We start from the raw sequence: 25,467 nt of genomic DNA on the forward strand, positions 1-25,467 counted from the left end.
ATGATTTCTTCAGGGTGCGAAACCTTCGGACAGCGCCTCGCGCAGCCAGCCCACGAATGCGGTCACCGCCTGCGGCACGTGCGTGGCATAGGGCCGTATTGCATACAGCCGCTCGCCGAACGCGCCCACCGAGCGCCACTGCGGCAGCACCTGCTGCAGCTTTCCCGACTGCAGCGCCGCCTGCGCGCTGAAGTCGGGCACCAGCGCGATGCCCAGCCCGCTGAGCGCCGCGTCGCGCAGCGCCTCGCTGTTGTTGGCGACCAGCGGGCCCGACACCGGCACCGTGATGCGCGGCGCAGACGGCTTCGCCTCGAAATGCCAGGTCGGTGTTTCCTGCGCGCGGGGGTAGTGCAGGCAGTCGTGGCCGGCCAGCGCCTGCGGTTCGCGCGGCGTGCCCCGGCGGCGCAGGTAGGCGCGGCTGGCCACCAGCACCGAGCGGGTTTCGCACAGCGTCCATGCCACGTGCGTGTCGGGCGGCGCGGCCGTGTGGCGGATGGCGAGGTCGAAGCCTTCCATCGCGAGCGAGCTGAGCCGGTCGGACAGGTCGAGCTCGATGCGCACCTCGGGCTGCGCGCGCAGGAAGTCCGCCAGCCTCGGCACCAGCTGCTGGCGCGCGAAGGCCACCGGCGCCGTCACCCGCACCAGCCCGCGCGGCACGCCCGCGAGGTCGCGCACGCCGGCGAAGCTGTGGGCGATCTGCTCGAAGGGTTCGCGCATGTCTTCCACCAGCCGCTGGCCGGCTTCGGTGAGCCGCACGCTGCGCGTTGTGCGCTGCACCAATGGCGCACCGGCCGCGCGTTCGAGCTCGGCGATGCGCTGGCTCATGGCTGCCTTGCTCACGCCCAGGCGCAGCGCGGCGGCCGTGAAGCTGCCCTGTTGCGCGAGCACCGTGAGCCAGTGCAGGTGCGTCCAGAGCGACTCGATATTTTGGGGTTTCATGGTTCGATTGTTCGCTATTCTGAACAATAAGTTCAGTCTTCGTGACTAGGCGAGGAACAACACGCTGCCTAAACTGGCCGCACTCTTCCTTCGGACACAGCCTCTTTCAGGGTTCTCCCCATGCCTACTTCCATCGATCACTTCATCGCCGGCAAGCTCGCCGCCAACACCTCCGGCCGCACGCAGGACGTGACCAACCCCGCCACCGGCGTCGTCACCGGCAAGGCCGGCCTGGCGAATGCCGACCAGGTCGGCGCCGCCGTCGCTGCCGCGCAGGCCGCGTTCCCGGCCTGGGCCGACACGCCGCCGATCCGCCGCGCGCGCGTGATGTTCAAGTTCCTGCAGCTACTCAACGAGCACAAGGACGAGCTGGCCCACATGATCACCGCCGAGCACGGCAAGGTCTTCACCGACGCGCAGGGCGAAGTCAGCCGCGGCATCGACATCGTCGAGTTCGCATGCGGCATTCCGCAGCTGCTCAAGGGCGACTTCACCGACCAGGTGAGCACCGGCATCGACAACTGGACGCTGCGCCAGCCCCTGGGCGTGGTCGCCGGCATCACGCCCTTCAACTTCCCGGTGATGGTGCCGATGTGGATGTTCCCGGTGGCCATCGCCGCAGGCAACACCTTCGTGCTCAAACCCAGCCCGACCGACCCGACGCCTTCGCTGCGCATCGCCGAGCTGCTGACGGAAGCCGGCCTGCCCGACGGCGTGTTCAACGTGGTGCAGGGCGACAAGGTCGCGGTCGACGCGCTGCTGGAGCACCCCGACGTCAAGGCCATCAGCTTCGTCGGCTCCACGCCCATCGCCAACTACATCTACGAGACCGGCGCCCGCCACGGCAAGCGCGTGCAGGCCCTGGGCGGCGCGAAGAACCACATGGTGGTGCTGCCCGACGCCGACATCGACCAGACCGTCGACGCGCTGATCGGCGCCGGCTACGGCTCGGCCGGCGAGCGCTGCATGGCCATCAGCGTGGCGGTGCTGGTGGGCGACGTGGCCGACAAGATCATTCCGAAGCTCATCGAGCGCACGAAGACGCTGAAGGTGCTCAACGGCGAGAACCTCGCGGCCGAGATGGGCCCGATCGTCACCCGCGCCGCGCACGAGCGCATCACCGGCTACATCGACCTGGGCGAGAAGGAAGGCGCGAAGCTGCTGGTCGACGGCCGCAAGTTCGACGGCAGCACCGCGGGCGAAGGTTGCGGCGACGGCTTCTGGATGGGCGGCACGCTGTTCGACCACGTCACGCCCGAGATGCGCATCTACAAGGAAGAGATCTTCGGCCCGGTGCTCAGCTGCGTGCGCGTGGCCAACTTCAAGGACGCGATCGACCTCGTCAACGCGCACGAGTTCGGCAACGGCGTGAGCTGCTTCACCCGCGACGGCAACGTGGCGCGCGAATTCAGCCGCCGCATCCAGGTGGGCATGGTCGGCATCAACGTGCCGATCCCGGTGCCCATGGCCTGGCACGGCTTCGGCGGCTGGAAGCGTTCGCTGTTCGGCGACATGCACGCTTACGGCGAGGAGGGCGTGCGCTTCTATACCAAGCAGAAGTCGGTCATGCAGCGCTGGCCCGAGAGCATCGGCAAGGGCGCCGAGTTCGTCATGCCGACAGCCAAGTAGCATCGGGCGCGGCGCGAGGGGCGCCGCGATTCCGCCCGGGAATTCCGTCGAACAAAAAAGAGAGACAAGGCAAGACGCCATGAGCGACACCCAATTCGACTACATCATCATCGGCGCCGGCACCGCCGGCTCGCTCATGGCGAACCGGCTCAGCGCCGACAAGAGCAAGCGCGTGCTGCTCATCGAGGCGGGCCGCAAGGACGACTACCACTGGATCCACATTCCCGTCGGCTACCTGTACTGCATCGGCAATCCGCGTACCGACTGGCTCTACAGCACCGAGCCCGACGCCGGCCTCAACGGCCGCGTGCTGCGCTATCCGCGCGGCAAGACGCTGGGCGGCTGCTCCAGCATCAACGGCATGATCTACATGCGCGGCCAGTCGCGCGACTACGAGCACTGGGCCGACCTCACGGGCGACGACGACTGGCGCTGGCAGAGCGTGCTGCCGGCCTTCAAGAAGCACGAGGACTTCTACCTCGGCGCCGACGAGATGCACGGCGCGGGCGGCGAGTGGCGCATCGAGAAGCAGCGCCTGCGCTGGGACATCCTCGACGCGTTCGCCGAAGCCGCTTCGCAGGCCGGCGTGCCGCACACGGCCGATTTCAATCGTGGCAACAACGAGGGCGTGGGCTACTTCCAGGTCAACCAGAAGAACGGCTGGCGCTGGAACACCGCCAAGGCCTTCCTGCGTCCGACCTGCTACGGCAGGCCCAACTTCGAGCTCTGGACCGGCGCGCAGGTCTCGCGCCTGCTGTTCGAGACGCTGCCCGACGGCACGCGCCGCTGCACCGGCGCGGAGGTATGGAACGGCAGCGAGATGGTCACCGCGCAGGCCACGCGCGAGGTGGTGCTGAGCGCGGGCGCCATCGGCTCGCCGCAGATCCTGCAGCTCTCGGGCATCGGCCCGGCTGAACTGCTGCGCCAGCACGGCATCGACGTGGTGCTCGACGCGCCCGGCGTCGGCGCGAACCTGCAGGACCACCTGCAGATCCGCGCTGTCTACAAGATCGAGGGCGCGCCCACGCTCAACGTGATGGCTTCCTCGATGGTCGGCAAGGCGAAGATCGGCCTCGAATACCTGCTCAAGCGCAGCGGCCCGATGAGCATGGCGCCCTCGCAGCTCGGTGCCTTCACGCGCAGTTCGCCAGATCGCGAATGGCCCAACCTGCAGTACCACGTGCAGCCGCTGTCGCTCGATGCCTTCGGCGATCCGCTGCACAGCTTTCCGGCCTTCACCGCGAGCGTGTGCAACCTCAACCCGACGAGCCGGGGCTCGGTGCGTATCAAGAGCAAGCGCTTCGAGGACGCGCCGGCCATCGCGCCCAACTACCTGAGCACCGACGAGGACCGCAAGGTGGCGGCGGATTCGCTGCGCGTCACGCGCAACATCGCCGCGCAGCCCGCGCTCGCCAAGTTCAAGCCGCAGGAATGGAAGCCCGGCGTGCAGTACCAGACCGACGAGGAACTGGCGCGCCTGGCCGGCGACATCGCCACCACCATCTTCCACCCGGTGGGCACCACGAAGATGGGCGCCGACAACGACCCGGGCGCCGTGCTCGATTCGCGGCTGCGCGTGCGCGGCATTCAGGGCCTGCGCGTGGTGGATGCGGGCGCGATGCCCACCATCACCAGCGGCAACACCAACAGCCCTACGTTGATGATGGCGGAGAAGGCGGCCGGCTGGATCCGCGGCGCGGCCTAGCCTTGGCGCTCTTGGCGTCCTCGGCCTGGCTTTCGAGGCGCGCCTTCGCGCCCTCGATCATCAGGTCGACGCCGATCTCGAACATCGCATCCGGGCCGGCCTCGCGGTAGCGTGCGAAGGCCTCGGCCAGAAGAGGGCGCGAAGCGGCCGAGGCATCGAGCGCCTGCTGCCGCGCCTCGGCGTCGGGCGGCGCCGCCTGTTCCTCGAGCACGCAGCCCACGGTGTAGCGGCCCAGCGCGATCAAAAGCGTCATCGCCTGCGGCGCCGGCACGCCGCGGCTGACCACCGCCGCCAGTTGCGCCTCCACCATCTCCAGGTCGCCCGGATCGGGCTCGGTGCCCGCGTGCAGCCGCGCGCCGTCGCGCCGCGCCAGCAGGGCGCGCCGGAAGCTGCGCGCGTTCTCGCGCAGGAAGGTCTCCCATGACTCGTCGGGCAGCGGCAGCTTGCGCTCGTGGGTGCGGCGCAGGATCTCGCTGTTCATCGCGTCGAGCAGCGCCCGCTTGTTCCTGAAATGCCAGTACAGCGCCGGCTGCTGCACGCCGAGCCGTTCGGCCAGCAGCCGGGTGCTGAGCTTGTCCATGCCGACCTCGTCGAGCAGCGTGAGGGCTGTCTCGAGGATCACTTCGCGGTCCAGTTTCATTCGGGTGTGCTTGCCGGTATCGAGCCGGGAGGGTACTTCACGGCCTGGAATTTATCGCTGATAATTCCTTATCAACGATAAATTCCAACATGTCTTCCACATCCACCCCATTCGCCGGAGGCCGCCACGCGCATGCCGTGATCCTGGCGATCGTCACGCTCGACGCCGTCGGCATCAGCCTGGTCATGCCCATCGTGCCGAGCCTGCTGCGCGAGGTCGGCCACACCGGCGACCTCGGCTGGCGCTTCGGCGCCTTTCTCTCGCTCTATGCGCTGATGCAGTTCCTCTGCGCGCCCGTGCTCGGCGCGCTCAGCGACCGCTTCGGCCGGCGCCCGGTGCTGCTGGTGTCGGTGGCGGGCGCTGCCGTCGACGCGCTCTTCATGGCCTTCGCGCCGTCGCTGTGGCTGCTGTTCGTGGGCCGCGCGATCGCCGGCATGACGGGCGCGAACATGGCGGTGGCCTCGGCCGCCATCGCCGACCTCACGCCCGAGAGCCAGCGCGCGCGCTGGTTCGGCCGTATGGGCGCCTGCTTCGGCATCGGCTTCATCGCGGGGCCGGCGCTCGGCGGCGTGCTCGGCGACCACGGCGTGCGGCTGCCCTTCATCGCCGCCGCCGTGCTCAACGGACTGACCTTCCTCGCGGCCTTGCTGCTGCTGCGCGAGTCGCGTCCCGCGAAGCTCGCTTCGCAGCCCTTCGATCGCGGCGTGCTGCATCCGCTCGCGCCGCTGCGCTGGGCGAAAAGCTTCCCCGCGCTGCTGCCCATCCTCGGCGTGTTCACGGTGCTGATGCTGGTGGGCGAGGTCGCCGGCACGACCTGGGTGCTCTACGGCGAGGACAAGTTCGCCTGGAACGGCACCATGGTCGGCGTCTCGCTCGCGGTCTTCGGCCTGATCCAGGCGCTGATGCAGGGCTTCGTGGCGGGCCCGCTGGTCGAGCGATGGGGCGAGCGCGCCGCCCTCGCCATCGGCACCGCGGCCGACTGCACCGCCTACGCGCTGCTTGCCTTCGCCACGCGGGGCTGGATGGCGCTCGCGCTGCTGCCGCTCCTGTGCACGGGCGGCATCGGCGCGCCCGCGCTGCAGTCGATGCTCTCGGCCCGCGTGGGCGAAGCCGAGCAGGGGCGGCTGCAGGGCGTGCTCGCGAGCCTGTCCAGCCTGGCCTCGGTGTTCGGGCCGTTGCTCATCAGCCAGCTCTACTTCGCGTTCCGCGTGCGCTTCCCCGGCATCGTGTGGCTGGTGGGTGCGGTGGTCTACCTGCTGTGCATGCCGGTGCTGCTGCGCAGGCGCGAAGCGCGCGGCTGAAGAAGCATCACTTCTCTATCGTCTTGTTCCAGCGCGCGTTCCAAGCCGGGCGGTTCGCGTTGATGCTTTCCCAGTCGATGGTCACGGCGGTCTTCATCCACTTGTTGATGTCCGCCACCTGCGCCACGCCGTCGCCCACCACCGGCGCCTTCGGGTTGGTCGGGATCTGGGCGCCGTACTGCAGCACGTTGGCCTGCGCCAGCGGGCTCAGCAAAAACTCGGCGAGCTTCTGCGACAGCTCGGGCTCGGTGTTGTTGGCGATCACGCACTGGCCGACCATGAGCACCACCGCGCCTTCCTTGGGCGGCGCGTATTCCACCGGGATGCCCTTGCTCTTCATCGCCGCCACGGCCGTGGGCGTGAGCGGGAAGATCGCCGCCTCGCCGGTCTGAACCATCTCGGAGAGCTTGGCCGAGCTCGGGATGTACTCCAGCACGTTCGGCCCGATGGAGGTGGGCCAGGCCTTGAAGCCGGGCTCCACGTTCTTGTCGTTGCCGCCCTGGATGCGATTGAACATCAGGAAGCCGTGCAGCCCGAAGGAAGACGACGACATCGACTGGAACACCACCTTGCCCTTGTACTTCGGGTCGGCCAGGTCCATCCACGAGGTGGGCGCGGCCCAGCCCTTCTCCTTGAACATCTTCGCGTTGTAGGCCAGGCCCGTCATGCCCAGGCTCACGCCGCTGGCCATGTCGTCCTTGAAGCGCGCGGCCGGGTAGATCTCGGAGAGCGACTGGCTAGGCTTCTGCTTCTGGCACAGGCCCATGCCGATGGCGCGAACCATCACGCCGTCGTCGAGGAACATCACGTGCATCTGCGGCCTGTCCTTGTTGGCCTGGGCCTTCGCGAGGATGTCGGACGAGGTGCCGGGCACCACCACCACCTTCGCGCCGTAGGCCTTCTCGAAGGCGGGGAAGACGTACTGCGTGTATGCCTTCTCCATCGTGCCGCCGTTCATGCCGATGTAGAGGGTCTTGGTCTGCGCACCGGCGATGCCGGCGGCCGCGAGCAGCGCGGCAAGGAGCGGGAGGGTTCTGATCGAGGACTTCGGGGACATGGCGATGCTCTCCATTCAAGTTCAGGTGGGGGATGCGGGAGTGAGGGTGAGGGGCTTTTGGGCCTGCGCTTTCGCTTTCGCCTGCTCGTCGTCGAAGCGCTCGATGGCGAAGGCGTCGATGGGCGTGTCGCTGCGGCCGTCGCGCGCGAGCTCGGCAAGCACCTCGCCGGCGGCAGGGCCGATCTGGAAGCCCGCGCCCGCGAAGCCGAAGCCGTGGAACAGGCCGGGCGTGGTGCGGCTAGGGCCCAGCACCGGTTCGCGGTCGGGCAGGTAGCCCTCGGTGCCGCCCCAGGTGCGGATGATGTGGGCGTGGCGCAGCGCGGGCAGCAACTCGATGGCCTGCACCGCCAGCGCGGCGATGCCCTCGCGCTCGGCGCGCGAGCGTTCGGCGTCGAGCGTGATGCCCGTTCCGCCTCCCAGCACCACGTTGCCGCGCTCGACCTGCCGGCAGTAGATGCCGCCGCCTTCGACGCCGAGGCTCCATTTCATGAAATGCGGCACCGGCTCGGTCACTGCCATCAGCGGGCTGCGCGCAAACATCGGCGGCGTCTCGCCGAACTGGCTGGCGATGGCGCCGGCCCAGGCGCCCGCGCAGTTGAGCAGCACCGGCGCCTGCACTTCGAGTGCATTGCCGCTGCGCACCATGAACATGGCACCGTCGTGCGCCACCTCGTCGACCTTGTGGCGCTCGAAGACCTGCGCGCCGGCACGCTGCGCCGCGAGTGCGAAGGCCGGCGACACCAGGCGCGGATTGGCCTGCCCGTCTTCCGCGCACAGCGAGCCGCCCACCGCGCGCGTGCCTAGCCACGGGCATTGCTCGCGAAGCCGTGCGCCGGAGATCAGCTCCAGGCCCAGGTCGAAGTCGCTGCTCAGCGCGCGGTAGCGTTCGAGCGAGGCCATGTCCGATTCGCTGCGCGCGATCTTGAAATGGCCCGAACGGATGTATTCGCCGTCGGTGCCCAGCAGCGCGGCCAGCTCGCCCCAGATGCGGTGTGCGCGCTGCGCCAGCGGCAGCTGGCTCACCGGCCGGCCCTGGCGGCGCACGCCGCCGTAGTTCACGCCGCTGGAACGCGAGCCGCAGAGGTCGCGCTCCAGCAGCACCACGCCGAGGCCCATGCGGCGCAGGGCCAGCGCGGCGGAGGAACCGACGATGCCGCCGCCGACGATGGCGACATCGGTTCGCAGCTTTTTGATCGAACTCATGCGCCGCTCCCTTCGACCGGCACGAGCCTGATCGGAATCGGCTTGATCGGCGCCTGCCCGCGCAGCCGGCCCACCTGTTGCAGCGGCTGCCGCGTCGCATGCGCGAGGATCTCGGCAGCGGCCGCGCCGCACATGCGGCCCTGGCAGCGGCCCATGCCGACGCGCGACAAGGCCTTGAGGCGGTTCATCTCGTCGGCGCCGGTGCTGGCGATGGTCTGGCGCAGCGTGCCGGCGGTGACGTTCTCGCAGCGGCAGATGACGAGGTCGTCGCTTGCGTTCTCCGCCCAGTCCTGAGGCACGGGGAAGGCGCGCTCGAGGCCCTGGCGGAAGCCGGCGAGCTTGTCGAGCTTGCGTTCGAGCACGGATGCGCGCGCCGTGTCGATGGCGATGCCCGCGTCCTGCAGCAGTGCCAGCGCCGCGCGCTCGCCCGCCCATTCGGCCGCGTCCGCGCCCATGATGCCGGCGCCGTCCCCTGCGAGGTACACGCCATCGACGCTGGAGCGCCCCGCTGCGTCGCGCACCGGCAGGTGCGCACGGTGAAGCGGCGCGTAGTCGAAGCGGCAGCCGAGCAGGTCGGCCAGTTGCGTCTCGGAGCGCAGCGCGTAGCCGAAGCCCACCGCATCGCAATCGATCGTGCGCTCCGTCTCTCCGTCGAGCCACGCCACGCCGGTGACGCGGCCCTGCTGCTCGTCGCCGAGCACCCGCAGCGGACGCACGCCGCCGTGCAGCGCGATGCCGTGCGCGCGCAGCCAGCCCACGTAGTACATGCCCTTGGCGAGCACGGCGGGCTGCGCCAGCATGGCGGGCGCGGCGGCGATCTGGTCGGCGAGGCGCGCGGTGTCGAGCACCGCGGCCAGGTCCACGCCGGCCTTCGCATATTGATAGGCCACCAGGTACAGCAGCGGCCCCGTGCCCATGAACACCACGCGACGTCCGATGGCGCAGCCCTGGAACTTGAGCGCGACCTGCGCGCCGCCCAGCGTGTAGACGCCCGGCAGCGTCCAGCCCGGAACGGGCAGCACGCGATCGGTGGCGCCCGTTGCCACGATGAGATGGCTGTAGGGCACGCGGCGGTTGCCGAGCGTGGGGTTGTGCATCACGTCGAGCACCTTGTCCTGTGCGTTCCACGCGAGGCTGTCGGGGTGGTGCTCGATGCTGCCCCGCAGCGCGTCGAAGGCCGCGTGCACCGCGTCGGCGCGCTTCGATTCGAAGCCGTAGAGCGTTCGCGCGGTCCGCTGCGCAAGGCGCGCGGGCGGGCGGCGGTAGATCTGGCCGCCGGCGCGCGGTGCCTCGTCGATCACCACGGGCCGCAGGCCATGCGCCACCAGCGCCTGCGCCGCGCGCACGCCGGCCGGACCGGCACCGACGATCACGGGGCGGACTTCATTCGGCGCCGTCATGCGTCGTTCCTTCCCGTGAGCAGTTCCATGCCCGGTGCGATGAAGGTCGAGCAGGCGCGAAAGCGCTCGCCCTCGCTGGTGGAGATCCAGCAGTCCTGGCAGGCGCCCATCATGCAGAAGCCCGCGCGCGGCAGGCCGCTGAACTCGTTGCGGCGCAGCTGGCCGCACTGCGTGAGCACGGCGGTCAGCACGGTGTCGCCGGCCAGCGCGTTCGCGGGCACGCCGTCGAGCGTGAAGGGCACGGCCTCGCGGCCGGTCTTCTCGGCCACGCGGTGAAGCAATGCGTGTGCGGTCATGGTCGTCTTCATCTATCTGCGCCCCACCAGGACGCGGTCGAGCCCGTACACGCGGTCGAGCAGCACCATCGCGAAGGCCGTCACCGCCACCATCAGCGCCGACACGGCGGCCATCAGCGGGTCGATGGACTCCGTCGCATACATGTACATGCGCACCGGCAGCGTGACCGTGCTCGGCGAGGTGACGAAGATCGACATCGTCACTTCGTCGAAGCTGTTGATGAAGGACAGCATCCAGCCGCCAGTCACGCCCGGCAGGATCATCGGCAGCGTGATGCGGCGGAACACCGTGGCCTGGCTCGCGCCCAGCGAGAGCGCGGCCTGCTCGGCGCTGCGGTCGAAGCCCACCAGCGCCGCCACCACCAGCCGCAGCGTGTAGGGCGTGACGATGAGCGCGTGCGCCAGCACCAGCCAGCCGAAGCTGCCCGTGCCGCCCACCAGCGAGAACAGGCGCAGCAGCGCCACGCCCAGCACCAGGTGCGGCACGATCAGCGGCGAGAGGAACAGGCCATTGAGGAAATTGCGCCCCGGGAACTCGTAGCGCGTGATCGCCATGCCGGCCGGCACCGCGAGCAGCGTCGCGATGGTGGCCGAGCTCAGCGCGAGCCACAGGCTGTTCCAGAACGACTGCATGAAGTCGGGGTGCGCGAACACCGCTTCGAACCAGCGCAGCGAGAAGTGCGTGGTCGGAATGGTCAGCGTGTTCTCGGGCGTGAACGCCACCACGCACACCACCACCAGCGGTGCCAGCATGAAGACGATGACGAGCGCGTTGAACGCAAGGGCGATGGGGCCGTTCTTGTTCATCGGTTCACCCCAGTGCCTTCTTGTAGCGGCCTTCGACAAGGCGGTTGTAGCTGAGCATCACGGCGAGGTTGGCCACCAGCAGCACCAGCGCCACGGCAGCGCCCAGCGGCCAGTTGAGCTCGCTCAGGTATTCGTCGTAGACGATGGTCGCGACCATCTTCAGCCGCCGTCCGCCCAGCAGGCCCGGAATGGCGAACGAACTCGCGGCCAGGCCGAACACGATCAGGCTGCCCGAGAGAATGCCCGGCATCACCTGCGGCAGCACGATGCGCCGCAGCGTGGTGAAGGGCGTGGCATTGAGCGAGAGGGCCGCGTTCTCCACGCCGGGGTCGAGCTTTTGCAGCGAGGTCCACACCGGGATCACCATGAAGGGCAGCATCACGTGCACCAGCGCGATGACCACTGCCGCGTTGGTGTAGAGGATCTTCACCGGGCCGATGCCCAGCAGCTGCAGCAGCCCGTTCACCGCGCCCTCGGGGCCCAGCAGCATGCTCCAGCCGAAGGCCCGCACCACCACCGACACCAGCAGCGGCGCCAGCACCACCAGCAGCAGCGCCGAGCGCCACGGGTTGCGCATGCGGCTGAGCACATAGGCCTCGGGTGCGCCGATGAGCACGCAGATCAGCGTGACCAGTGCCGAGACCCAGAAGGTGCGCCAGAAGATGCCGAGGTAATACGAGTCGGAGAACACCAGCGCGTAATGCGCGAGCGTGAACTCGCCCGCCTTCGGTCCGGTGGCCGGGTCGTAGGCGTTGAACGACAGCACGGCGGTGAGACCGAGCGGCACCACGAGCAGCACCGTGAACAGCAGCAGCGCGGGGCCGGAGAGCCACCATGGGGTGGCCTTGCTCTTCGATGCGCTCATGCTGCAACGGCCTTTTCTTCCGCCGGCAGCAGCCGCATGCAGTGCGCGGGCCAGTCGATGCCGGTGCGGCTGCCTTCCGCGAGGGCCTCGCGCCCGTCGTTGGGGCTCAGCACCGTGAGCTCGCCCACCGAAGTCGCCACGCGGTAGAGCCACTGGCTGCCGAGGAAGAAGCGCTCCAGCACCTCGCCGTCGATGCGGCCCTGGCCCGGCGCCACCAGCTGCAGCTTCTCGGGCCGCACGCTCAGCAGCGCGGCGGCGTCGACGCTGAAGCCCGTGTCGTCCACGTCGAGCGAGAGCGTGCCGACCTCCACGCAGGTGCGTTCCGCGCCGCTGCCGGACACGCGGCAGTCCAGCAGGTTGGCCTTGCCCACGAAGGTGGAGATGAAGCGCGTGCTCGGATGCTCGTACACGCGCTGCGGGTGGTCGATCTGCGTGGCGCAGCCGCCTTCCATCACCACCACGCGGTCGCTGATCGACATGGCTTCGCTCTGGTCGTGCGTGACCATCACCGTGGTGGTGCCGACCTTGCGCTGGATCTGGCGCAGCTCGAACTGCATCTCCTCGCGCAGCTTGGCGTCGAGGTTGGACAGCGGCTCGTCCAGCAGCAGCACCGGCGGCTCGATCACCAGAGCGCGCGCCAGCGCCACGCGCTGCCGCTGGCCGCCGGAGAGCTCGCGCGGGTAGCGCCCGGCGTGCCGGTCGAGGTGCACCAGCGCAAGCGCCTGCTTCACGCGCTCGGTGCGCTCGGCCTTGGGCATCTTGCGCATCTCGAGGCCGAAGCTCACGTTGTCGGCCACCGTCATGTGCGGGAAGAGGGCGTAGGTCTGGAACACGATGCCCAGCCCGCGCGTGTTGGCCTTGGCGTGCGTGATGTCCTTGCCCGCGAGCTCGATGCGGCCGCTGCTCACGGCCTCGAAGCCCGCGATCATCTGCAGCGTGGTCGTCTTGCCGCAGCCCGAGGGGCCGAGCAGCGAGACGAACTCGCCCTTTTCCACCGAGAGATTCATGGCCGACACCGCGCGGGTGGCGCCATAGAACTTGGTCACGTCGGTGAGCCGTAGGAATGACATGGAACGGGCCTTTCTTCGGGGGCGAAAAAGATGGCTTCGGGCACCTTGCCTCGGCTTGGTGCAGGCCATGGACAGCTTGCTGTTCTTGATTCACTCTATTGCAACGATTGCGCCAGATCGCCTCGGGTATTCCACTAATCAGAATATTTCTTTAAATTATTCCGTTTAACGGAATATGATGGCCGCATCAGCCAAATCGAATTCCGCAGGAGGAAGGTATGGAGAGCACTTCGGCGGCACCCGCCGTCAGCAGCAGCGGCGTGCCGCGCGTCTTTTCGGTGATCCGCGCGCTCGGCGCGGTGCAGGCCGAGGGCGGCCGCGTGACCCAGATCGCACGTTCGGTGGGCCTAACGCAGGCCACCACGCACCGTTTGCTGCAGTCGCTCATGGCCGAGGGCATGGTCGAACAGGACGAGCGCAGCAAGCTTTATCGCCTGAGCATCGATTTCTTCGCGCTGGCCGCGAGCGCGGGCAACCCGGGCGACCTGCGCTCCATCTGCCGGCCCGTGCTGCTGCGCCTGTGCGCCAGCCTGGGCGACAGCATCTTCCTGCTCGCGCGCAGCGGCTTCGACGCCGTGTGCCTCGACCGGAGCGAGGGGCCGTTCCCCATCCGCTCATTCACCGGCGACATCGGCGGGCGCATCGCGCTGGGCGTGGGGCAGGGCGCGCTCGCGATCCTCGCCTTCCTGCCCGAGGCCGAGCGCGAGGAGGTGATCCGCTTCAACCTGCCGCGCGTGCGCGAGTACGGCGTGTACGACGAGGTCTACCTGCGCACCGAGATCGAGCGCGTGCGCCAGGCCGGCTTCGCGGGGCGCAACACCGGCCTGCTCGAAGGCATGGCCGGCGTGGCCGTGCCGATCCTCGACCGCGAAGGCCGCGCGGTGGCCGCGCTGAGCGTGGGCACCATCGCCGACCGGCTGAACGCGGACCGCATGCCGACGGTGGTCGAACTGCTGAAACGGGAGGCCGCGACCATCGGGCCGAAGATCAATCCCTTCGATGCGACGCTGAGGCGGCCCGCGCAGAGCCTGGCGGGGTCGCCGGCGGGGCAGAAGATTCCGTTGCCCGAGGCGCCGGGGCCGGGCTGAACAAGGAGCCGACCATGAACAACCCCTCGATCCTCTACCCCGTCTTCGCCCTCGCGGCCCTCACCGGCATGGTGCTGCTGCTCATTCCCTTCACGCGCGTTCGCGCCGTGCTGCGCCGCGAAATCCGGGCGGCCGATTTCAGGCTGGGCGAATCGGACGCGGTGCCGGACGCGGTGCGTCTGCCCAACCGCAACTACATGAACCTGCTGGAGCTGCCTGTGCTGTTCTACGTGGTGTGCCTGCTCTTCTACGTGGCGGCGCAGGCGACGCCCGTGGCGGTCTGGCTGGCCTGGGCCTACGTCGGGCTGCGGGCGCTGCACAGCGCGGTGCACCTGACCTACAACCACGTACTGCACCGGCTGGGCCTGTTCGCGGCGAGCAACGTGGTGCTGGTGATGCTGTGGATCCTGGCGGCGACCCGGTTGGTGCGCTAGGCGCACGTCAACAGCCCGAGATCCTTCCTGAAACGCATCAGGTCCTTCCATATTTTCATTAGGCAATCGGGCGGGATTCGCTGATATTGGCCGGATTACGCCCCTCGGCCCTCGTTGCCTTCCCGTTCCCTTTCTCTTTCACCTGCCTCCCGGAGCGCGTCCATGTCCGAATCCCAAGCCCCCGTTTCCGTCGCCACCGAAATCGAACAGTTGCTGCAGCGTCTCGGCGTGCCCCGCAGCGCCCACACCGGCGGCGAGCTGACGGTGCGTTCGCCGGTCAGCGGCGAGGTGGTGGCGCAGGTGCCGCAGACCTCGCCGGCCGAGGCGACGGCGGTGATCGGCCGCGCGCACGAGGCCTTCAAGGCCTGGCGCAACGTGCCGGCTCCGCGTCGCGGCGAGCTGGTGCGCCTGCTGGGCGAGGAGCTGCGCGCCGCCAAGGGCGACCTGGGCCGCCTCGTCACGCTGGAGGCCGGCAAGATCCCGTCCGAAGGCGCGGGCGAGGTGCAGGAAATGATCGACATCTGCGACTTCGCGGTCGGTCTCTCGCGCCAGATCTACGGCCTCACGCTGGCCACCGAGCGCGCCGAGCACCGCATGATGGAAACCTGGCATCCGCTGGGCGTGTGCGGCGTGATCTCTGCCTTCAACTTCCCGGTGGCCGTGTGGTCGTGGAACGCGGCGCTGGCGCTGGTGTGCGGCGACCCGGTGGTGTGGAAGCCCTCCGAGAAGACGCCGCTGACCGCGCTGGCCGTGCACGCCATCGCGCAGCGCGCCATCGAGCGTTTCGGCGACGCGCCCGCAGGCCTGCTGGGCCTGCTGCTGGGCCAGCGCGACATCGGCGAGCTGCTGGTGGACGACCACCGCGTGCCGGTTCTCTCGGCCACCGGCTCGACCGCCATGGGCCGCCAGGTGGGGCCGAAGCTGGCCGCGCGCTTTGCCCGCGCGATTCTGGAGCTCGGCGGCAACAACGCCGCCATCGTCACGCCCTCGGCCGACCTCGACCTCGCGCTGCGCGGCATCGCCTTCGCAGCCATGGGCACGGCCGGCCAGCGCTGCACCACGCTGCGCCGCCTGTTCGTGCATGAAGGCGTGTACGACCAGCTGGTGCCCAAGCTCGCCAAGGTCTACGGCAACGTGCAGGTGGGCGATCCGCGCGAGGCCGGCACGCTGGTCGGCCCGCTGATCGACCGCGCCGCCTTCGACGGCATGCAGAAGGCGCTCGGCGAAAGCCGCGAGGCCGGCGCCAAGGTGCACGGCGGCCAGCGCGTGGAAGGCATCGGCACGAAGGACGCCTACTACGTGCGCCCCGCGCTGGTGGAGTTGAAGTCGCATGAAGGCCCGGTGCTGCGCGAGACCTTCGCGCCCATCCTGTACGTGGTGCGCTACAGCTCGCTCGACGAGGCCATCGAACAGCACAACGCGGTGGGCGCGGGCCTGTCGTCGTCGATCTTCACGCTGAACATGCGCGAGGCCGAGCGCTTCATGTCGAGCTCGGGTTCGGACTGCGGCATCGCCAACGTCAACATCGGCCCGAGCGGTGCCGAGATCGGCGGCGCGTTCGGTGGCGAGAAGGAAACCGGCGGCGGGCGCGAAGCCGGCTCCGACAGCTGGAAGGCGTACATGCGCCGCGCCACCAACACCATCAACTACTCGACCGCCTTGCCACTGGCGCAGGGCGTGACCTTCGACATCGGCGACTGACCGATCGCTTTGCGGACTGTCCAGGCCTGCCGCTTCGCGCGCCAGGCGGGCAGCCGCATGCATTCATCGCAACCAGAACCACAACCAGGAGACAGAAAAAATGAGGATTTCCTTCAAGGCCATCGCTGCCGCAGCCGCGCTGCTGGCACTTTCGCTCGCCGCCACGGCCCAGACCGCCGCCGGCGGCACGCTCGACAAGATCAAGTCCAGCGGCAAGGTGGTGCTCGGCGTGCGCGAAGCCTCGCCGCCGATGGCCTACATGCTGGGCGCCGGAGAGAAGTACGTGGGCTACCACGTCGAGCTGTGCGAGCGCGTGCTGAAGGACATCGCTCCGCAGGCGAAGCTCGAGTACATGGCCGTGACCGCGCAGAACACCATTCCGCTGGTGCAGAACGGCACGCTCGACATCGGCTGCGGCCCCACCACCAACAACACGGCGCGCCAGCAGCAGGTGGCCTTTGCGCTCACCACCTACGTGAGCGAGGTGCGCATGGCGACCAAGGTCGACTCGGGCATCACCAACCTCGACCAGCTCGCGGGCCGCAACGTGTCGGCCTCCACCGGCACCACGGCGGTGCAGCTGCTGCGCAAGCGCGAGCGCGCGCAGAACGTCTCGTACAACACCATGCTCGGCAAGGACCACCTGGAAAGCTTCCTGCTGATGGAGTCGGGCCGCGCCGATGCCTTCGTGCTCGACGACAACCTGCTGGCCGGGATCATCGCGAACTCGAAGAACCCGTCGGCCTATCGCATCGTGGGCGAGCCGCTGGGCTCGGAGCCGATCGCGCTGCTGTTCCGCAAGGACGACCCGGCCTTCAAGGCCGCGGTGGACGACTCGCTGCGCCGCATGATGAAGAGCGGCGAGCTCGAGAAGATCTACGGCAAGTGGTTCGTGGCGGCCATTCCGCCGAAGAACACCAGCCTGAACCTGCCGATGAGCACCACGCTCAAGCAACTCATCGCTGAACCCAACGACAAGCCGCTGGAGGCCTACGCCAAGTGATTGCCGATACCGTTGCCCCTGTCGCATTTTCTCCCGCGCAGCGCGTGCGCGCCATCGGCGTCTCGGAGATCCTGCGCATCACCGACCATGCCAACGCGCTGAAGCGCGCGGGCCGACCGGTGATCGTGCTGGGCGCGGGCGAGCCCGATTTCGACACGCCGCAGAACGTGCGCGAGGCCGCGGTGCGTGCCATCGGGCGCGGCGACACGCGTTACACCGTGCTCGACGGCAGCCCGGCGATGAAGGCGGCGGTGCAACTCAAGTTCAGGCGCGACAACGCGCTCGACTTCGCGCTCGACGAGATCAGCGTGAGCGCGGGCGCCAAGCAGGTGATCTTCAACGCGCTGATGGCCAGCCTGAACCCCGGCGACGAAGTCATCCTGCCTGCGCCGTACTGGACCTCGTACGCCGACATCGTGCAGATCTGCGGCGGCGTGCCGGTGCCCGTGGCCGGCACCGAGGCCAACGGCTTCCGGCTCGATGCCGCGCAGCTCGAGGCGGCCATCACGCCGCGCACGCGCTGGCTGTTCCTGAACTCGCCCTCGAACCCGAGCGGCGCGGCCTACAGCGCCGACCAGCTGAAGCCGCTGTGCGAGGTGCTGCTGCGCCATCCGCAGGTGTGGGTGCTGGCGGACGACATCTACGAACACATCCTCTACGACGGGCTGGCCTTCGCGACGCCCGTGGCGGTGGAGCCGCGGCTGCGCGAGCGCACGCTGACGGTGAACGGCGTGTCCAAGGCCTATGCGATGACCGGCTGGCGCGTGGGCTACGGCGCCGGTCCGCGCGCGCTGATCGCGGCCATGGCCGTGGTGCAGAGCCAGACCACTTCGTGTCCTTCGTCGGTCAGCCAGGCCGCGGCCATCGAGGCGTTGACCGGACCGCAGGACATCGTGGCCGAGCGCTGCGCCGACTTCCAGGCGCGGCGCGACTTCGTGGTCGCCGCGCTGAACCGCGCGCAGGGCCTGCACTGCCGCGTGCCCGAAGGCGCGTTCTACACATTCGCGAGCTGCGCCGGCGTGCTCGGCAGGCGTACCCGCGGCGGCGCGCTGCTGCAGACCGACAGCGACTTCTGCCGCTACCTGCTGCAGGACTTCGAGGTGGCGGTGGTGCCGGGCAGTGTGTTCGGGCTGGCGCCGTACTTCCGGATTTCGTATGCGACGTCGATGGCGCAACTGGAAGAGGCGTGCGCGCGCATCATCGCTGCCTGCGCCGCCCTCGAATGAACCCGCATTTCTCCCTCCCCCGCTGGGGGAGGGCAGGGGTGGGGGCGGGCGGCCTGGCAATTGCTGTCGGCTTGTCCATCGCCGCTTGCCCCCATCCCAACCTTCCCCCAGAGGGGGAAGGAGCAATACCCGACACCTTCAGCCCATTGGATACAGCATGACTTCCTCCTCCCGCACCGGCGGCCAGATCCTGGTCGACCAGCTCATCACCCACGGCGTCGAGCAGCTCTTCTGCGTGCCCGGCGAGAGCTTTCTCGCGGTGCTCGACGCGCTGCACGACGCCTCCATCGAAGTGACCGTGTGCCGCCAGGAAGGCGGCGCGACGATGATGGCCGAGGCGCAGGGCAAGCTCACCGGCAAGCCGGGCGTGTGCTTCGTCACGCGCGGGCCGGGCGCCACCAATGCGTCGGCCGGCGTGCACATCGCGCACCAGGACTCGACGCCGCTGCTGCTGTTCGTCGGCCAGGTCGCGCGCGACGCGCTGGGCCGCGAGGCCTTCCAGGAGCTGGACTACGGCGCGGTGTTCGGCACCATGGCCAAGTGGGTGGTGCAGATCGACGACCCGGCGCGCGTGCCCGAGCTGGTGTCGCGCGCCTTCCACGTCGCGACCTCGGGCCGCCCCGGCCCGGTGGTGATCGCGCTGCCGGAAGACATGCTGACCGAGGCCGCGACGGTGGCCGACGCGCAGCCTTACGCCGTCACCGAAACCCATCCCGGCGCGGCGCAGATCGCGGAGCTGCAGCAGCGGCTGTCGCAGGCGCAGCGGCCGGTGGTCATCCTGGGCGGCAGCCGCTGGTCGGAGAAGGCATCGCGGCAGTTCGCGGACTTCGCGGCGGCGTTCTCGCTGCCCGTGTACTGCTCGTTCCGCCGCCAGATGCTGCTGTCGGCCGATCACCCGAGCTATGCGGGCGACCTGGGGCTCGGCGCCAATCCGCGCATGCTGGAGCGCATCCGCAATGCCGACCTGGTGCTGCTGGTGGGCGGGCGCCTGTCGGAAGTGCCTTCGCAGGGCTACGAGCTGCTGTCCATTCCGCAGCCGAAGCAGGCGCTGGTGCACGTGCATGCCGACGCCGACGAGCTCGGCAGGCTGTATCGCCCGGCGCTGGGCATCCACGCCACGCCGCAGGCTTTCGCCGAGGCCGTTGCCACGCTGCGGCCCGCGCAGGTGGCTGCATGGCAGGCGGAAACGAAGACTGCGCGCGAAGACTTCCTGCGCTGGAGCGACCCGTCGCCCATCCGCATTCCGGGCCCGCTGCAGATGGGCGAGGTCATGAAGCACCTGCGCGAGGTGCTGCCGGCCGACACCATCTTCTGCAACGGCGCGGGCAACTTCGCCACCTGGGTGCACCGCTTCTGGCCGTTTCGTTCGTATGCCAGCCAGCTCGCGCCCACCAGCGGCTCGATGGGCTACGGCCTGCCGGCCGGCGTCGGCGCCAAGCGCCTCTGGCCGCAGCGCGAGGTGGTGGTGTTCGCGGGCGACGGCGACTTCATGATGCACGGCCAGGAGTTCGCGACCGCCGTGCAGTACGGCCTGCCGATCATCGTGGTGCTGCTGGACAACGCCATGTACGGCACGATCCGCATGCACCAGGAACGGCACTACCCGGGCCGCATCAGTGCCACGCAACTGAAGAACCCCGACTTCAGGGGCTACGCCGAGGTGTTCGGCGGCCACGGCGAGCGAGTGACGAGCACTGAGGAATTCGGCCCCGCGCTGGCCCGCGCGCGAGCGAGCGGCAAGCCGGCGATCCTGCATTGCCTGCTGGACCCGGAGGCCATCACGCCGGCCAGCACGCTGCAGTCGATCCGCAAGGCGGCGCTCGCCGCCGGCTGAGCCGGCCCGCTTCAGCGCAGCCCGCCGACGTAGCGCGGCGGGGGCGTGGGCGGCTGGCCGTCGGGCTGCCGCGCCGCCAGCCGGGCGGCGCGCGCCAGCGGCTCCATCGCCTGCTCCAACCGCGTTGCGAGCAGGTAGAGCTCCTCGTCCTTGGTGTCGGCCGCGTGCGCGCGGGTCATGCGCACGATCTCGGCGGCGTACTCGGCGTTGGTCGCCATCCATTCGGTGTCGGTCACGCGGCCGTGCTTTCGCCGCAGCGCCACGTGAAGGCGGGCGGCGAGGGCGATGCGTTCGCTTTCGGACATGGATGGCATGGTTCCTCCGTCGGTGGGTCAACTGCTCCCGAGATGTTCCCTGTGCTGTGCAAGATCGAGGCCCAGCACCTCGCTGTCGGCATCGACGCGCAATCCGACGATGACGTGCACCAGGAACAGCACCACCGCCGTTCCCGCGGCGCTGAAGATGGCCACGCTGCCGACCGCGATCGCCTGCGTCAGCACGTCGCCGGTGGCGCCCGAGACGCGCGGGTCGGCGAACACGCCCGTCAGCAGCGCGCCCACGATGCCGCCGATGCCGTGCACGCCGAACACGTCGAGCGAGTCGTCCGCGCCCAGCAGGTGCTTCAGGCCGGTGGCGCCCCAGTAGCAGGCCAGCCCGGCGATGGTGCCGATGGCCAGCGCGGCCGGCGGCGTGACGAAGCCGGCGGCCGGCGTGATGGCCACCAGCCCCGCGACCAGCCCCGAGCACAGGCCCAGCAGCGAAGGGCTGCGCCGCACGATCCATTCGCCGAGCATCCAGCTCAGGGCGCCGGCGGCGGCTGCGATGTGCGTGACCAGCATCGCCAGCCCCGCGCGGCCGTCGGCCGCCACCGCCGAGCCGGCATTGAAGCCGAACCAGCCCACCCACAGCAGGCCCGCGCCGGTCATGGTGAATGCCAGGTTGTAGGGCTCGAAGGCCTCGCGGCCGTAGCCCTTGCGCGAGCCGAGCGCGTAGGCGCACACCAGCCCCGCGATGCCCGCGTTGACGTGCACCACCGAGCCGCCTGCGAAGTCGAGAGCGCCCATCTGCGCGAGCCAGCCGCCCGGCTCCCACACCCAATGGGCGATGGGCGCGTACACCAGCACGCTCCACAGCAGCGCGAACCACAGGATCGCCGAGAAGCGCATGCGCTCGACGAAGGCGCCGAGAACGAGTGCCGTGGTGATGATCGCGAAGGTCAGCTGGAACATCGCGTAGACCGTCTCGGGCACGTTGGGCGCCACGTGGCTCACCGCCAGCTGCCCGGCCGCCTTGAGGTATTCGAAGCCCGAGAACCAGAAGCGCCCGGAGCCGCCGAGCCAGGGCCAGCCCTCGGTGAAGGCCAGCGAATAGCCCACCGCGAACCAGGTCAGCGAGACCGTCGCGGCGATCGCCACCACCGCCGCCATGGTGGCCAGCACGTTCTTGCGGCGCACCATGCCCGCGTAGAAGAGAGCGATGCCGGGCAGCGTCATCAGCAGCACCAGCGCGGTCGAGGTCATCATCCATGCGGTGTCTGCCGCGTTGATGGAGGCTTGCGGTGCCAGGGCCATGGTCGCTTTTCTTCTTCAAGTGATGGACTCAGGCGCCCCGTGCACAAGTCGTGCCACGTCGTTAACTATCAGAAACACTTTGGTTTGCAAATCGGACTTCTTCGGTAAGGCAAAGCGGGTAATTCCCAATGCACTGAGGCGGTGCGTGCCCATAAAGTCTGCGCACTCGCGAACGGGCCCTGCTCGTGTGCCGAGGGTCCGAGGAGACAATCCCCCCAAGCAACAAGAAAAATCTTCAAAGGCTCCGTACGAGATGCCTGTTCGACTTTGGAAGGCGCCGCTGGTCGGCGCCTTTTTTATTTGCGCGAAAGGCACGGGGCGCTAGCCTCTTCAGCTACTTTTTCGATAGCACCGGGGTGAGACAATCCAGCCCCTATGGAAATGCTGGTGGTGACGGGCGCCTCTGCGCTCGCGGGTTTTGTCGATTCGATCGTGGGCGGGGGCGGGCTGATCCTGGTGCCCGCGCTGTTCGCCGTTTTCCCGGGCGCACCGCCCGCGACCCTGCTGGGCACCAACAAGAGTGCGTCCATCTGGGGCACGGCCGCCGCCGCTGCCCAGTTCAGCCAGCGGGTGCAGATGCGCTGGGGCGCGCTCTGGCCGGCCGCGCTGCTCGGTTTCGCCGGCTCGATGCTGGGCGCCTGGGGCGTCACCATGTTCCCGGGCGACTTCCTGCGCAAGGCGCTGCCGCTGATCCTGCTGGGCGTGCTGCTGTACACGCTGGCGCGCAAGGACATGGGCCGCATGCACGCGCCGCGCTTCTCGGGCCGGGCCGAGACGCTGGCCGCCTGCACCATCGGCCTGTCGATCGGGCTGTACGACGGCTTCTTCGGGCCGGGCGCGGGGAGCTTCCTGGTGTTCCTCTTCGTGCGCTGGATGGGCTACGACTTCCTCAACGCCTCGGCCTCGGCCAAGATCATCAACACCCTGACCAACGCCGCCGCGCTGATCCTGCTGGCGGCCAAGGGTCACGTCTGGTGGCACTACGGGCTGGTGATGGCGGTGGCCAACGTGGCCGGCAGCGTGCTGGGCACGAGGGTTGCGCTGAAGCACGGTGCGGGCTTCGTGCGGGTGGTGTTCATCGTGGTGGTGAGCGCGCTGATACTGAAGACCGCCTACGACGCATTCCTGAAATAGCGAACCCCGAAAGTCGCCCGATGCCGCCCACCGAAGACCCAGCCGAGCCGCCCGTCCCCGTCAGCTTCTGGCAGGCCTTCGGCTACTGGCTCAAGCTGGGCTTCATCAGCTTCGGCGGGCCGGCCGGGCAGATCGCGCTGATGCACCAGGAGCTGGTGGAGCGCCGGCGCTGGATCTCGGAAAAGCGCTTCCTGCACGCCCTCAACTATTGCATGCTGCTGCCCGGCCCCGAGGCCCAGCAGCTCGCCACCTACATCGGCTGGCTCATGCACCGCACCTGGGGCGGCATCGCGGCGGGCGTGCTGTTCGTGCTGCCCTCGCTCTTCATACTGATCGCGCTGTCGTGGGTCTACATGGCCTACGGGCAGGTGCCGGCGGTGGCCGGGCTGCTGTACGGCGTGAAGCCGGCGGTGACGGCCATCGTGCTGTTCGCGGCCTGGCGCATCGGCTCGAGGGTGCTGAAGAACGCGTGGCTCTGGGCGATCGCCGCGGCGGCCTTCGTGGCGATCTTCGCGCTGCAGGTGCCGTTTCCGCTGATCGTGCTCGCGGCGGCGGCCATCGGCTATTGCGGCAGCCGCGTGGCGCCGCAGCGCTTCGCGCCCGGAGGCGGCGGGCATGGCGCGGCGGGGGCAGCGGCCATCGGCCCGGCGCTCATCGACGACGACACGCCGACGCCCGCGCACGCGCGCTTCGGCTGGGGCCGCTTCTGGCGCGTGCTGGGCGTGTTCCTCGCGCTGTGGCTGGGCGCCATGGGCGCGCTCGTCGCGCTGTACGGCTGGCACGGCACGCTCACGCAGATGGGCTGGTTCTTCACCAAGGCCGCGCTGATGACCTTCGGCGGCGCGTATGCGGTGCTGCCCTACGTGTTCCAGGGCGCGGTCGACCACTACGGCTGGCTGGGCGCCACGCAGATGATCGACGGCCTCGCGCTGGGCGAGACCACGCCGGGGCCGCTCATCATGGTTGTGTCCTTCGTGGGCTTCGTCGGCGGCTGGAACCAGGCGCTGTTCGGCGCCCACTCGCTGTTCGTCGCGGGCGCGGTGGCGGCGACGGTGGTGAGCTTCTTCACCTTCCTGCCGTCCTTCCTGTTCATCCTGCTGGGCGGTCCCTTCATCGAATCGACGCACGGCAACCTGAAGCTCACCGCGCCGCTGACGGCCATCACCGCGGCGGTGGTGGGCGTGATCGTCAACCTGGCGGTGTTCTTCGCCTGGCACGTGCTGTGGCCCAAGGGAGCCGGAGGGGGCTTCGACGCGGCATCGGCGGCGATCGGGCTGATCGCCGCCGTGGCGCTGTTCCGCTTCAAGGCCGGGGTGATCCCGGTGGTGCTGGGCTCGGCCCTGCTGGGGCTGGCGTGGCAGCTGTTGCTGCTGCCACTGTTCGTGCGCTGAGGCTCAGTCCTCTACAAAAGCCTCTTCGCGCTTGGCCTTGATCGCCGGCAGCAGCACGATGCCCAGCAGCAGCACCGCCGCGATCAGCAGCCCCGCCGACAGCGGCCGCGTGACGAACACGCTCCATGCGCCGCGCGACAGCAGCAGGGCCCGGCGCAGGTTCTCTTCCATCATCGGCCCCAGGATGAAGCCCAGCAGCAGCGGCGCGGGCTCGGTGCGCAGCTTGATGAACAGGTAGCCGATGAAGCCGAAGGCCGCCACCATCCACACGTCGAAGGTGTTGTTGTTGGTCGAGTACACGCCGATCGCGCAGAAGAGAACGATCGCCGGGAACAGGAACTTGTAGGGCACCGTCAGCAGCTTGATCCACATGCCGATCAGCGGCAGGTTCAGGATGATCAGCATCGCGTTGCCGATCCACATCGAGGCGATCAGGCCCCAGAAGAGCTCGGGGTTGCTGGTCATCACCTGCGGGCCGGGCTGGATGTTGTGGATCGTCATCGCGCCCACCATCAGCGCCATCACGGCATTGGGCGGGATGCCCAGCGTCAGCAGCGGGATGAAGGAGGTCTGGGCGCCGGCGTTGTTGGCCGACTCGGGCGACGCCACGCCGCGGATGTTGCCCTTGCCGAAGGGCACTTCGCCGGGGCGCATCTTGATCTTCTTTTCCAGCGCATACGAGGCGAACGAGGCCAGCAGCGCCCCGCCGCCCGGCAGGATGCCCAGCGCGGAGCCCAGCGTGGTGCCGCGCAGCACCGCGGGCAGCATGCGCTTGAAGTCGTCCTTGGTGGGCCACAGGCCCTTGACCTTGTGCGTGAACACCTCGCGCTCGTCGTCGGGCTGCGAGAGGTTGCCGATGATCTCGCCGTAGCCGAACACGCCCATGGCGATGACCACGAAGCCGATGCCGTCGGTGAGCTCGGGAATGTCGAAGCTGTAGCGCGCCACGCCCGAATTGACGTCGGTGCCCACGATGCCCAGCAGCAGGCCCAGCACGATCATCGCCACCGCCTTCAGCAGCGAGCCCGAGGCCAGCACCACTGCGCCGATCAGGCCCAGCACCATCAGCGAGAAATACTCGGCGGGGCCGAACTTGAAGGCCAGCTCGGTCAGCGGCGGCGCGAAGGCGGCCAGGATCAGCGTGCCCACGCAGCCCGCGAAGAACGAGCCCAG

Annotated in this window: 23 protein-coding genes; 11 read left to right on the top strand and 12 right to left on the bottom strand. The window is 69.1% G+C overall.

Translation table 11 applies throughout. From position 1 onward, the window contains the following. Nucleotides 1–9: 9 nt before the first annotated feature. Nucleotides 10–939: a LysR family transcriptional regulator gene (locus BMY35_RS31255; RefSeq protein WP_093206917.1), complete on the bottom strand. Its 930-nt coding sequence runs from the start codon at nucleotides 937–939 to the stop codon at nucleotides 10–12. Between the two features lie 120 nt (nucleotides 940–1,059). Here BMY35_RS31255 and BMY35_RS31260 point away from each other — a divergent pair, with 120 nt between their 5' ends. After that, a complete protein-coding gene (locus BMY35_RS31260; protein WP_093206919.1) occupies nucleotides 1,060–2,568 on the top strand; it encodes a CoA-acylating methylmalonate-semialdehyde dehydrogenase in 1,509 nt (502 codons plus the stop codon). Nucleotides 2,569–2,647: 79 nt separating this feature from the next. Next, nucleotides 2,648–4,273 (top strand): GMC family oxidoreductase, encoded by a 1,626-nt coding sequence (locus BMY35_RS31265; RefSeq protein WP_093206921.1) that lies wholly within the window; start codon nucleotides 2,648–2,650, stop codon nucleotides 4,271–4,273. Here BMY35_RS31265 and tetR read toward each other — a convergent pair. Beyond that, a complete protein-coding gene (gene tetR, locus BMY35_RS31270) occupies nucleotides 4,221–4,913 on the bottom strand; it encodes a tetracycline resistance transcriptional repressor TetR (protein ID WP_093206922.1) in 693 nt (230 codons plus the stop codon). The genes BMY35_RS31265 and tetR overlap by 53 nt on opposite strands. An 89-nt stretch (nucleotides 4,914–5,002) precedes the next feature. Between tetR and tet the strand changes: the two genes are divergently transcribed. Continuing rightward, nucleotides 5,003–6,214 carry a Tet(A)/Tet(B)/Tet(C) family tetracycline efflux MFS transporter gene (tet, locus tag BMY35_RS31275; protein ID WP_093206924.1) on the top strand — a complete coding sequence of 404 codons (1,212 nt, stop codon included), beginning with the start codon at nucleotides 5,003–5,005 and terminating at the stop codon, nucleotides 6,212–6,214. A 7-nt stretch (nucleotides 6,215–6,221) separates the two neighbouring features. On the opposite strand, the gene BMY35_RS31280 is transcribed toward tet, so the two are convergent. From BMY35_RS31280 to BMY35_RS31310, 7 genes are read right to left on the bottom strand one after another with little or no spacing between them, the layout of a single operon-like run. Next, nucleotides 6,222–7,271 carry an ABC transporter substrate-binding protein gene (locus BMY35_RS31280; RefSeq protein WP_240652253.1) on the bottom strand — a complete coding sequence of 350 codons (1,050 nt, stop codon included), beginning with the start codon at nucleotides 7,269–7,271 and terminating at the stop codon, nucleotides 6,222–6,224. A gap of 21 nt (nucleotides 7,272–7,292) precedes the next feature. Continuing rightward, a complete protein-coding gene (locus BMY35_RS31285) occupies nucleotides 7,293–8,474 on the bottom strand; it encodes an NAD(P)/FAD-dependent oxidoreductase (RefSeq protein WP_093206927.1) in 1,182 nt (393 codons plus the stop codon). Then, nucleotides 8,471–9,874, bottom strand: a complete 1,404-nt coding sequence (locus tag BMY35_RS31290) for an FAD/NAD(P)-dependent oxidoreductase (protein WP_093206929.1) — start codon at nucleotides 9,872–9,874, stop codon at nucleotides 8,471–8,473. The genes BMY35_RS31285 and BMY35_RS31290 overlap by 4 nt, the downstream gene beginning before the upstream one ends. Beyond that, the gene (locus tag BMY35_RS31295) at nucleotides 9,871–10,170 is read right to left on the bottom strand and encodes a (2Fe-2S)-binding protein (protein WP_093206931.1); all 300 of its coding nucleotides are present in this window, start codon (nucleotides 10,168–10,170) and stop codon (nucleotides 9,871–9,873) included. The genes BMY35_RS31290 and BMY35_RS31295 overlap by 4 nt, the downstream gene beginning before the upstream one ends. A gap of 12 nt (nucleotides 10,171–10,182) precedes the next feature. Beyond that, nucleotides 10,183–10,977, bottom strand: a complete 795-nt coding sequence (locus BMY35_RS31300) for an ABC transporter permease (RefSeq protein WP_093206933.1) — start codon at nucleotides 10,975–10,977, stop codon at nucleotides 10,183–10,185. 4 nt (nucleotides 10,978–10,981) lie between these two features. Further along, nucleotides 10,982–11,842, bottom strand: a complete 861-nt coding sequence (locus tag BMY35_RS31305; RefSeq protein WP_093206934.1) for an ABC transporter permease — start codon at nucleotides 11,840–11,842, stop codon at nucleotides 10,982–10,984. Beyond that, on the bottom strand, nucleotides 11,839–12,912 hold the full coding sequence (locus tag BMY35_RS31310; protein ID WP_093206936.1) for an ABC transporter ATP-binding protein: 1,074 nt from the start codon (nucleotides 12,910–12,912) through the stop codon (nucleotides 11,839–11,841). The genes BMY35_RS31305 and BMY35_RS31310 overlap by 4 nt, the downstream gene beginning before the upstream one ends. A 218-nt stretch (nucleotides 12,913–13,130) precedes the next feature. On the opposite strand from BMY35_RS31310, the gene BMY35_RS31315 reads away from it, so the two are divergent. The 6 genes from BMY35_RS31315 to BMY35_RS31340 all read left to right on the top strand — a co-directional run bounded on the left by BMY35_RS31315 (nucleotide 13,131) and on the right by BMY35_RS31340 (nucleotide 20,198). Continuing rightward, a complete protein-coding gene (locus BMY35_RS31315; RefSeq protein ID WP_093206938.1) occupies nucleotides 13,131–14,000 on the top strand; it encodes an IclR family transcriptional regulator in 870 nt (289 codons plus the stop codon). 14 nt (nucleotides 14,001–14,014) lie between these two features. Then, the gene (locus tag BMY35_RS31320) at nucleotides 14,015–14,434 is read left to right on the top strand and encodes an MAPEG family protein (RefSeq protein ID WP_093206939.1); all 420 of its coding nucleotides are present in this window, start codon (nucleotides 14,015–14,017) and stop codon (nucleotides 14,432–14,434) included. Nucleotides 14,435–14,596: 162 nt separating this feature from the next. After that, the gene (locus BMY35_RS31325) at nucleotides 14,597–16,135 is read left to right on the top strand and encodes an L-piperidine-6-carboxylate dehydrogenase (RefSeq protein WP_093206941.1); all 1,539 of its coding nucleotides are present in this window, start codon (nucleotides 14,597–14,599) and stop codon (nucleotides 16,133–16,135) included. A 100-nt stretch (nucleotides 16,136–16,235) separates the two neighbouring features. Further along, complete coding sequence (locus tag BMY35_RS31330; RefSeq protein ID WP_093206942.1) at nucleotides 16,236–17,138, top strand: amino acid ABC transporter substrate-binding protein; 903 nt, start codon at nucleotides 16,236–16,238, stop codon at nucleotides 17,136–17,138. Beyond that, the gene (locus BMY35_RS31335; RefSeq protein WP_093206944.1) at nucleotides 17,135–18,364 is read left to right on the top strand and encodes a pyridoxal phosphate-dependent aminotransferase; all 1,230 of its coding nucleotides are present in this window, start codon (nucleotides 17,135–17,137) and stop codon (nucleotides 18,362–18,364) included. Before BMY35_RS31330 ends, BMY35_RS31335 begins: the two co-directional genes overlap by 4 nt. A 157-nt stretch (nucleotides 18,365–18,521) precedes the next feature. Next, on the top strand, nucleotides 18,522–20,198 hold the full coding sequence (locus BMY35_RS31340; RefSeq protein ID WP_093206945.1) for a thiamine pyrophosphate-binding protein: 1,677 nt from the start codon (nucleotides 18,522–18,524) through the stop codon (nucleotides 20,196–20,198). Between the two features lie 11 nt (nucleotides 20,199–20,209). Here the strand turns inward: BMY35_RS31340 and BMY35_RS31345 are convergent, their stop codons facing one another. Further along, complete coding sequence (locus BMY35_RS31345; protein ID WP_093206947.1) at nucleotides 20,210–20,512, bottom strand: hypothetical protein; 303 nt, start codon at nucleotides 20,510–20,512, stop codon at nucleotides 20,210–20,212. Nucleotides 20,513–20,530: 18 nt separating this feature from the next. After that, complete coding sequence (locus BMY35_RS31350) at nucleotides 20,531–21,769, bottom strand: ammonium transporter (protein ID WP_093206948.1); 1,239 nt, start codon at nucleotides 21,767–21,769, stop codon at nucleotides 20,531–20,533. A gap of 375 nt (nucleotides 21,770–22,144) precedes the next feature. Here BMY35_RS31350 and BMY35_RS31355 point away from each other — a divergent pair, with 375 nt between their 5' ends. Continuing rightward, nucleotides 22,145–22,903, top strand: a complete 759-nt coding sequence (locus BMY35_RS31355) for a sulfite exporter TauE/SafE family protein (RefSeq protein ID WP_093206951.1) — start codon at nucleotides 22,145–22,147, stop codon at nucleotides 22,901–22,903. A gap of 20 nt (nucleotides 22,904–22,923) precedes the next feature. After that, the gene (gene chrA, locus BMY35_RS31360; protein WP_093206953.1) at nucleotides 22,924–24,294 is read left to right on the top strand and encodes a chromate efflux transporter; all 1,371 of its coding nucleotides are present in this window, start codon (nucleotides 22,924–22,926) and stop codon (nucleotides 24,292–24,294) included. Nucleotides 24,295–24,297: 3 nt separating this feature from the next. Here the strand turns inward: chrA and BMY35_RS31365 are convergent. Continuing rightward, nucleotides 24,298–25,467, bottom strand: a 1,170-nt coding sequence (locus tag BMY35_RS31365) for a tripartite tricarboxylate transporter permease (RefSeq protein ID WP_093206956.1), incomplete at its 5' end; no start/stop codon positions are given.

The organism is Variovorax sp. YR750, assembly GCF_900109805.1.
GTDB classification, from domain to species: domain Bacteria; phylum Pseudomonadota; class Gammaproteobacteria; order Burkholderiales; family Burkholderiaceae_C; genus Variovorax; species Variovorax gossypii.

Excerpts from the sequence above, each read along its gene's own strand:
- BMY35_RS31255 (WP_093206917.1), bottom strand. The coding sequence starts at position 939 with ATGAAACCCCAAAATATCGAGTCGCTCTGGACGCACCTGCACTGGCTC.
- BMY35_RS31260 (WP_093206919.1), top strand. The coding sequence starts at position 1,060 with ATGCCTACTTCCATCGATCACTTCATCGCCGGCAAGCTCGCCGCCAAC.
- BMY35_RS31265 (WP_093206921.1), top strand. The coding sequence starts at position 2,648 with ATGAGCGACACCCAATTCGACTACATCATCATCGGCGCCGGCACCGCC.
- tetR (WP_093206922.1), bottom strand. The coding sequence starts at position 4,913 with ATGAAACTGGACCGCGAAGTGATCCTCGAGACAGCCCTCACGCTGCTC.
- tet (WP_093206924.1), top strand. The coding sequence starts at position 5,003 with ATGTCTTCCACATCCACCCCATTCGCCGGAGGCCGCCACGCGCATGCC.
- BMY35_RS31280 (WP_240652253.1), bottom strand. The coding sequence starts at position 7,271 with ATGTCCCCGAAGTCCTCGATCAGAACCCTCCCGCTCCTTGCCGCGCTG.
- BMY35_RS31285 (WP_093206927.1), bottom strand. The coding sequence starts at position 8,474 with ATGAGTTCGATCAAAAAGCTGCGAACCGATGTCGCCATCGTCGGCGGC.
- BMY35_RS31290 (WP_093206929.1), bottom strand. The coding sequence starts at position 9,874 with ATGACGGCGCCGAATGAAGTCCGCCCCGTGATCGTCGGTGCCGGTCCG.
- BMY35_RS31295 (WP_093206931.1), bottom strand. The coding sequence starts at position 10,170 with ATGACCGCACACGCATTGCTTCACCGCGTGGCCGAGAAGACCGGCCGC.
- BMY35_RS31300 (WP_093206933.1), bottom strand. The coding sequence starts at position 10,977 with ATGAACAAGAACGGCCCCATCGCCCTTGCGTTCAACGCGCTCGTCATC.
- BMY35_RS31305 (WP_093206934.1), bottom strand. The coding sequence starts at position 11,842 with ATGAGCGCATCGAAGAGCAAGGCCACCCCATGGTGGCTCTCCGGCCCC.
- BMY35_RS31310 (WP_093206936.1), bottom strand. The coding sequence starts at position 12,912 with ATGTCATTCCTACGGCTCACCGACGTGACCAAGTTCTATGGCGCCACC.
- BMY35_RS31315 (WP_093206938.1), top strand. The coding sequence starts at position 13,131 with ATGGAGAGCACTTCGGCGGCACCCGCCGTCAGCAGCAGCGGCGTGCCG.
- BMY35_RS31320 (WP_093206939.1), top strand. The coding sequence starts at position 14,015 with ATGAACAACCCCTCGATCCTCTACCCCGTCTTCGCCCTCGCGGCCCTC.
- BMY35_RS31325 (WP_093206941.1), top strand. The coding sequence starts at position 14,597 with ATGTCCGAATCCCAAGCCCCCGTTTCCGTCGCCACCGAAATCGAACAG.
- BMY35_RS31330 (WP_093206942.1), top strand. The coding sequence starts at position 16,236 with ATGAGGATTTCCTTCAAGGCCATCGCTGCCGCAGCCGCGCTGCTGGCA.
- BMY35_RS31340 (WP_093206945.1), top strand. The coding sequence starts at position 18,522 with ATGACTTCCTCCTCCCGCACCGGCGGCCAGATCCTGGTCGACCAGCTC.
- BMY35_RS31345 (WP_093206947.1), bottom strand. The coding sequence starts at position 20,512 with ATGCCATCCATGTCCGAAAGCGAACGCATCGCCCTCGCCGCCCGCCTT.
- BMY35_RS31350 (WP_093206948.1), bottom strand. The coding sequence starts at position 21,769 with ATGGCCCTGGCACCGCAAGCCTCCATCAACGCGGCAGACACCGCATGG.
- BMY35_RS31355 (WP_093206951.1), top strand. The coding sequence starts at position 22,145 with ATGGAAATGCTGGTGGTGACGGGCGCCTCTGCGCTCGCGGGTTTTGTC.
- chrA (WP_093206953.1), top strand. The coding sequence starts at position 22,924 with ATGCCGCCCACCGAAGACCCAGCCGAGCCGCCCGTCCCCGTCAGCTTC.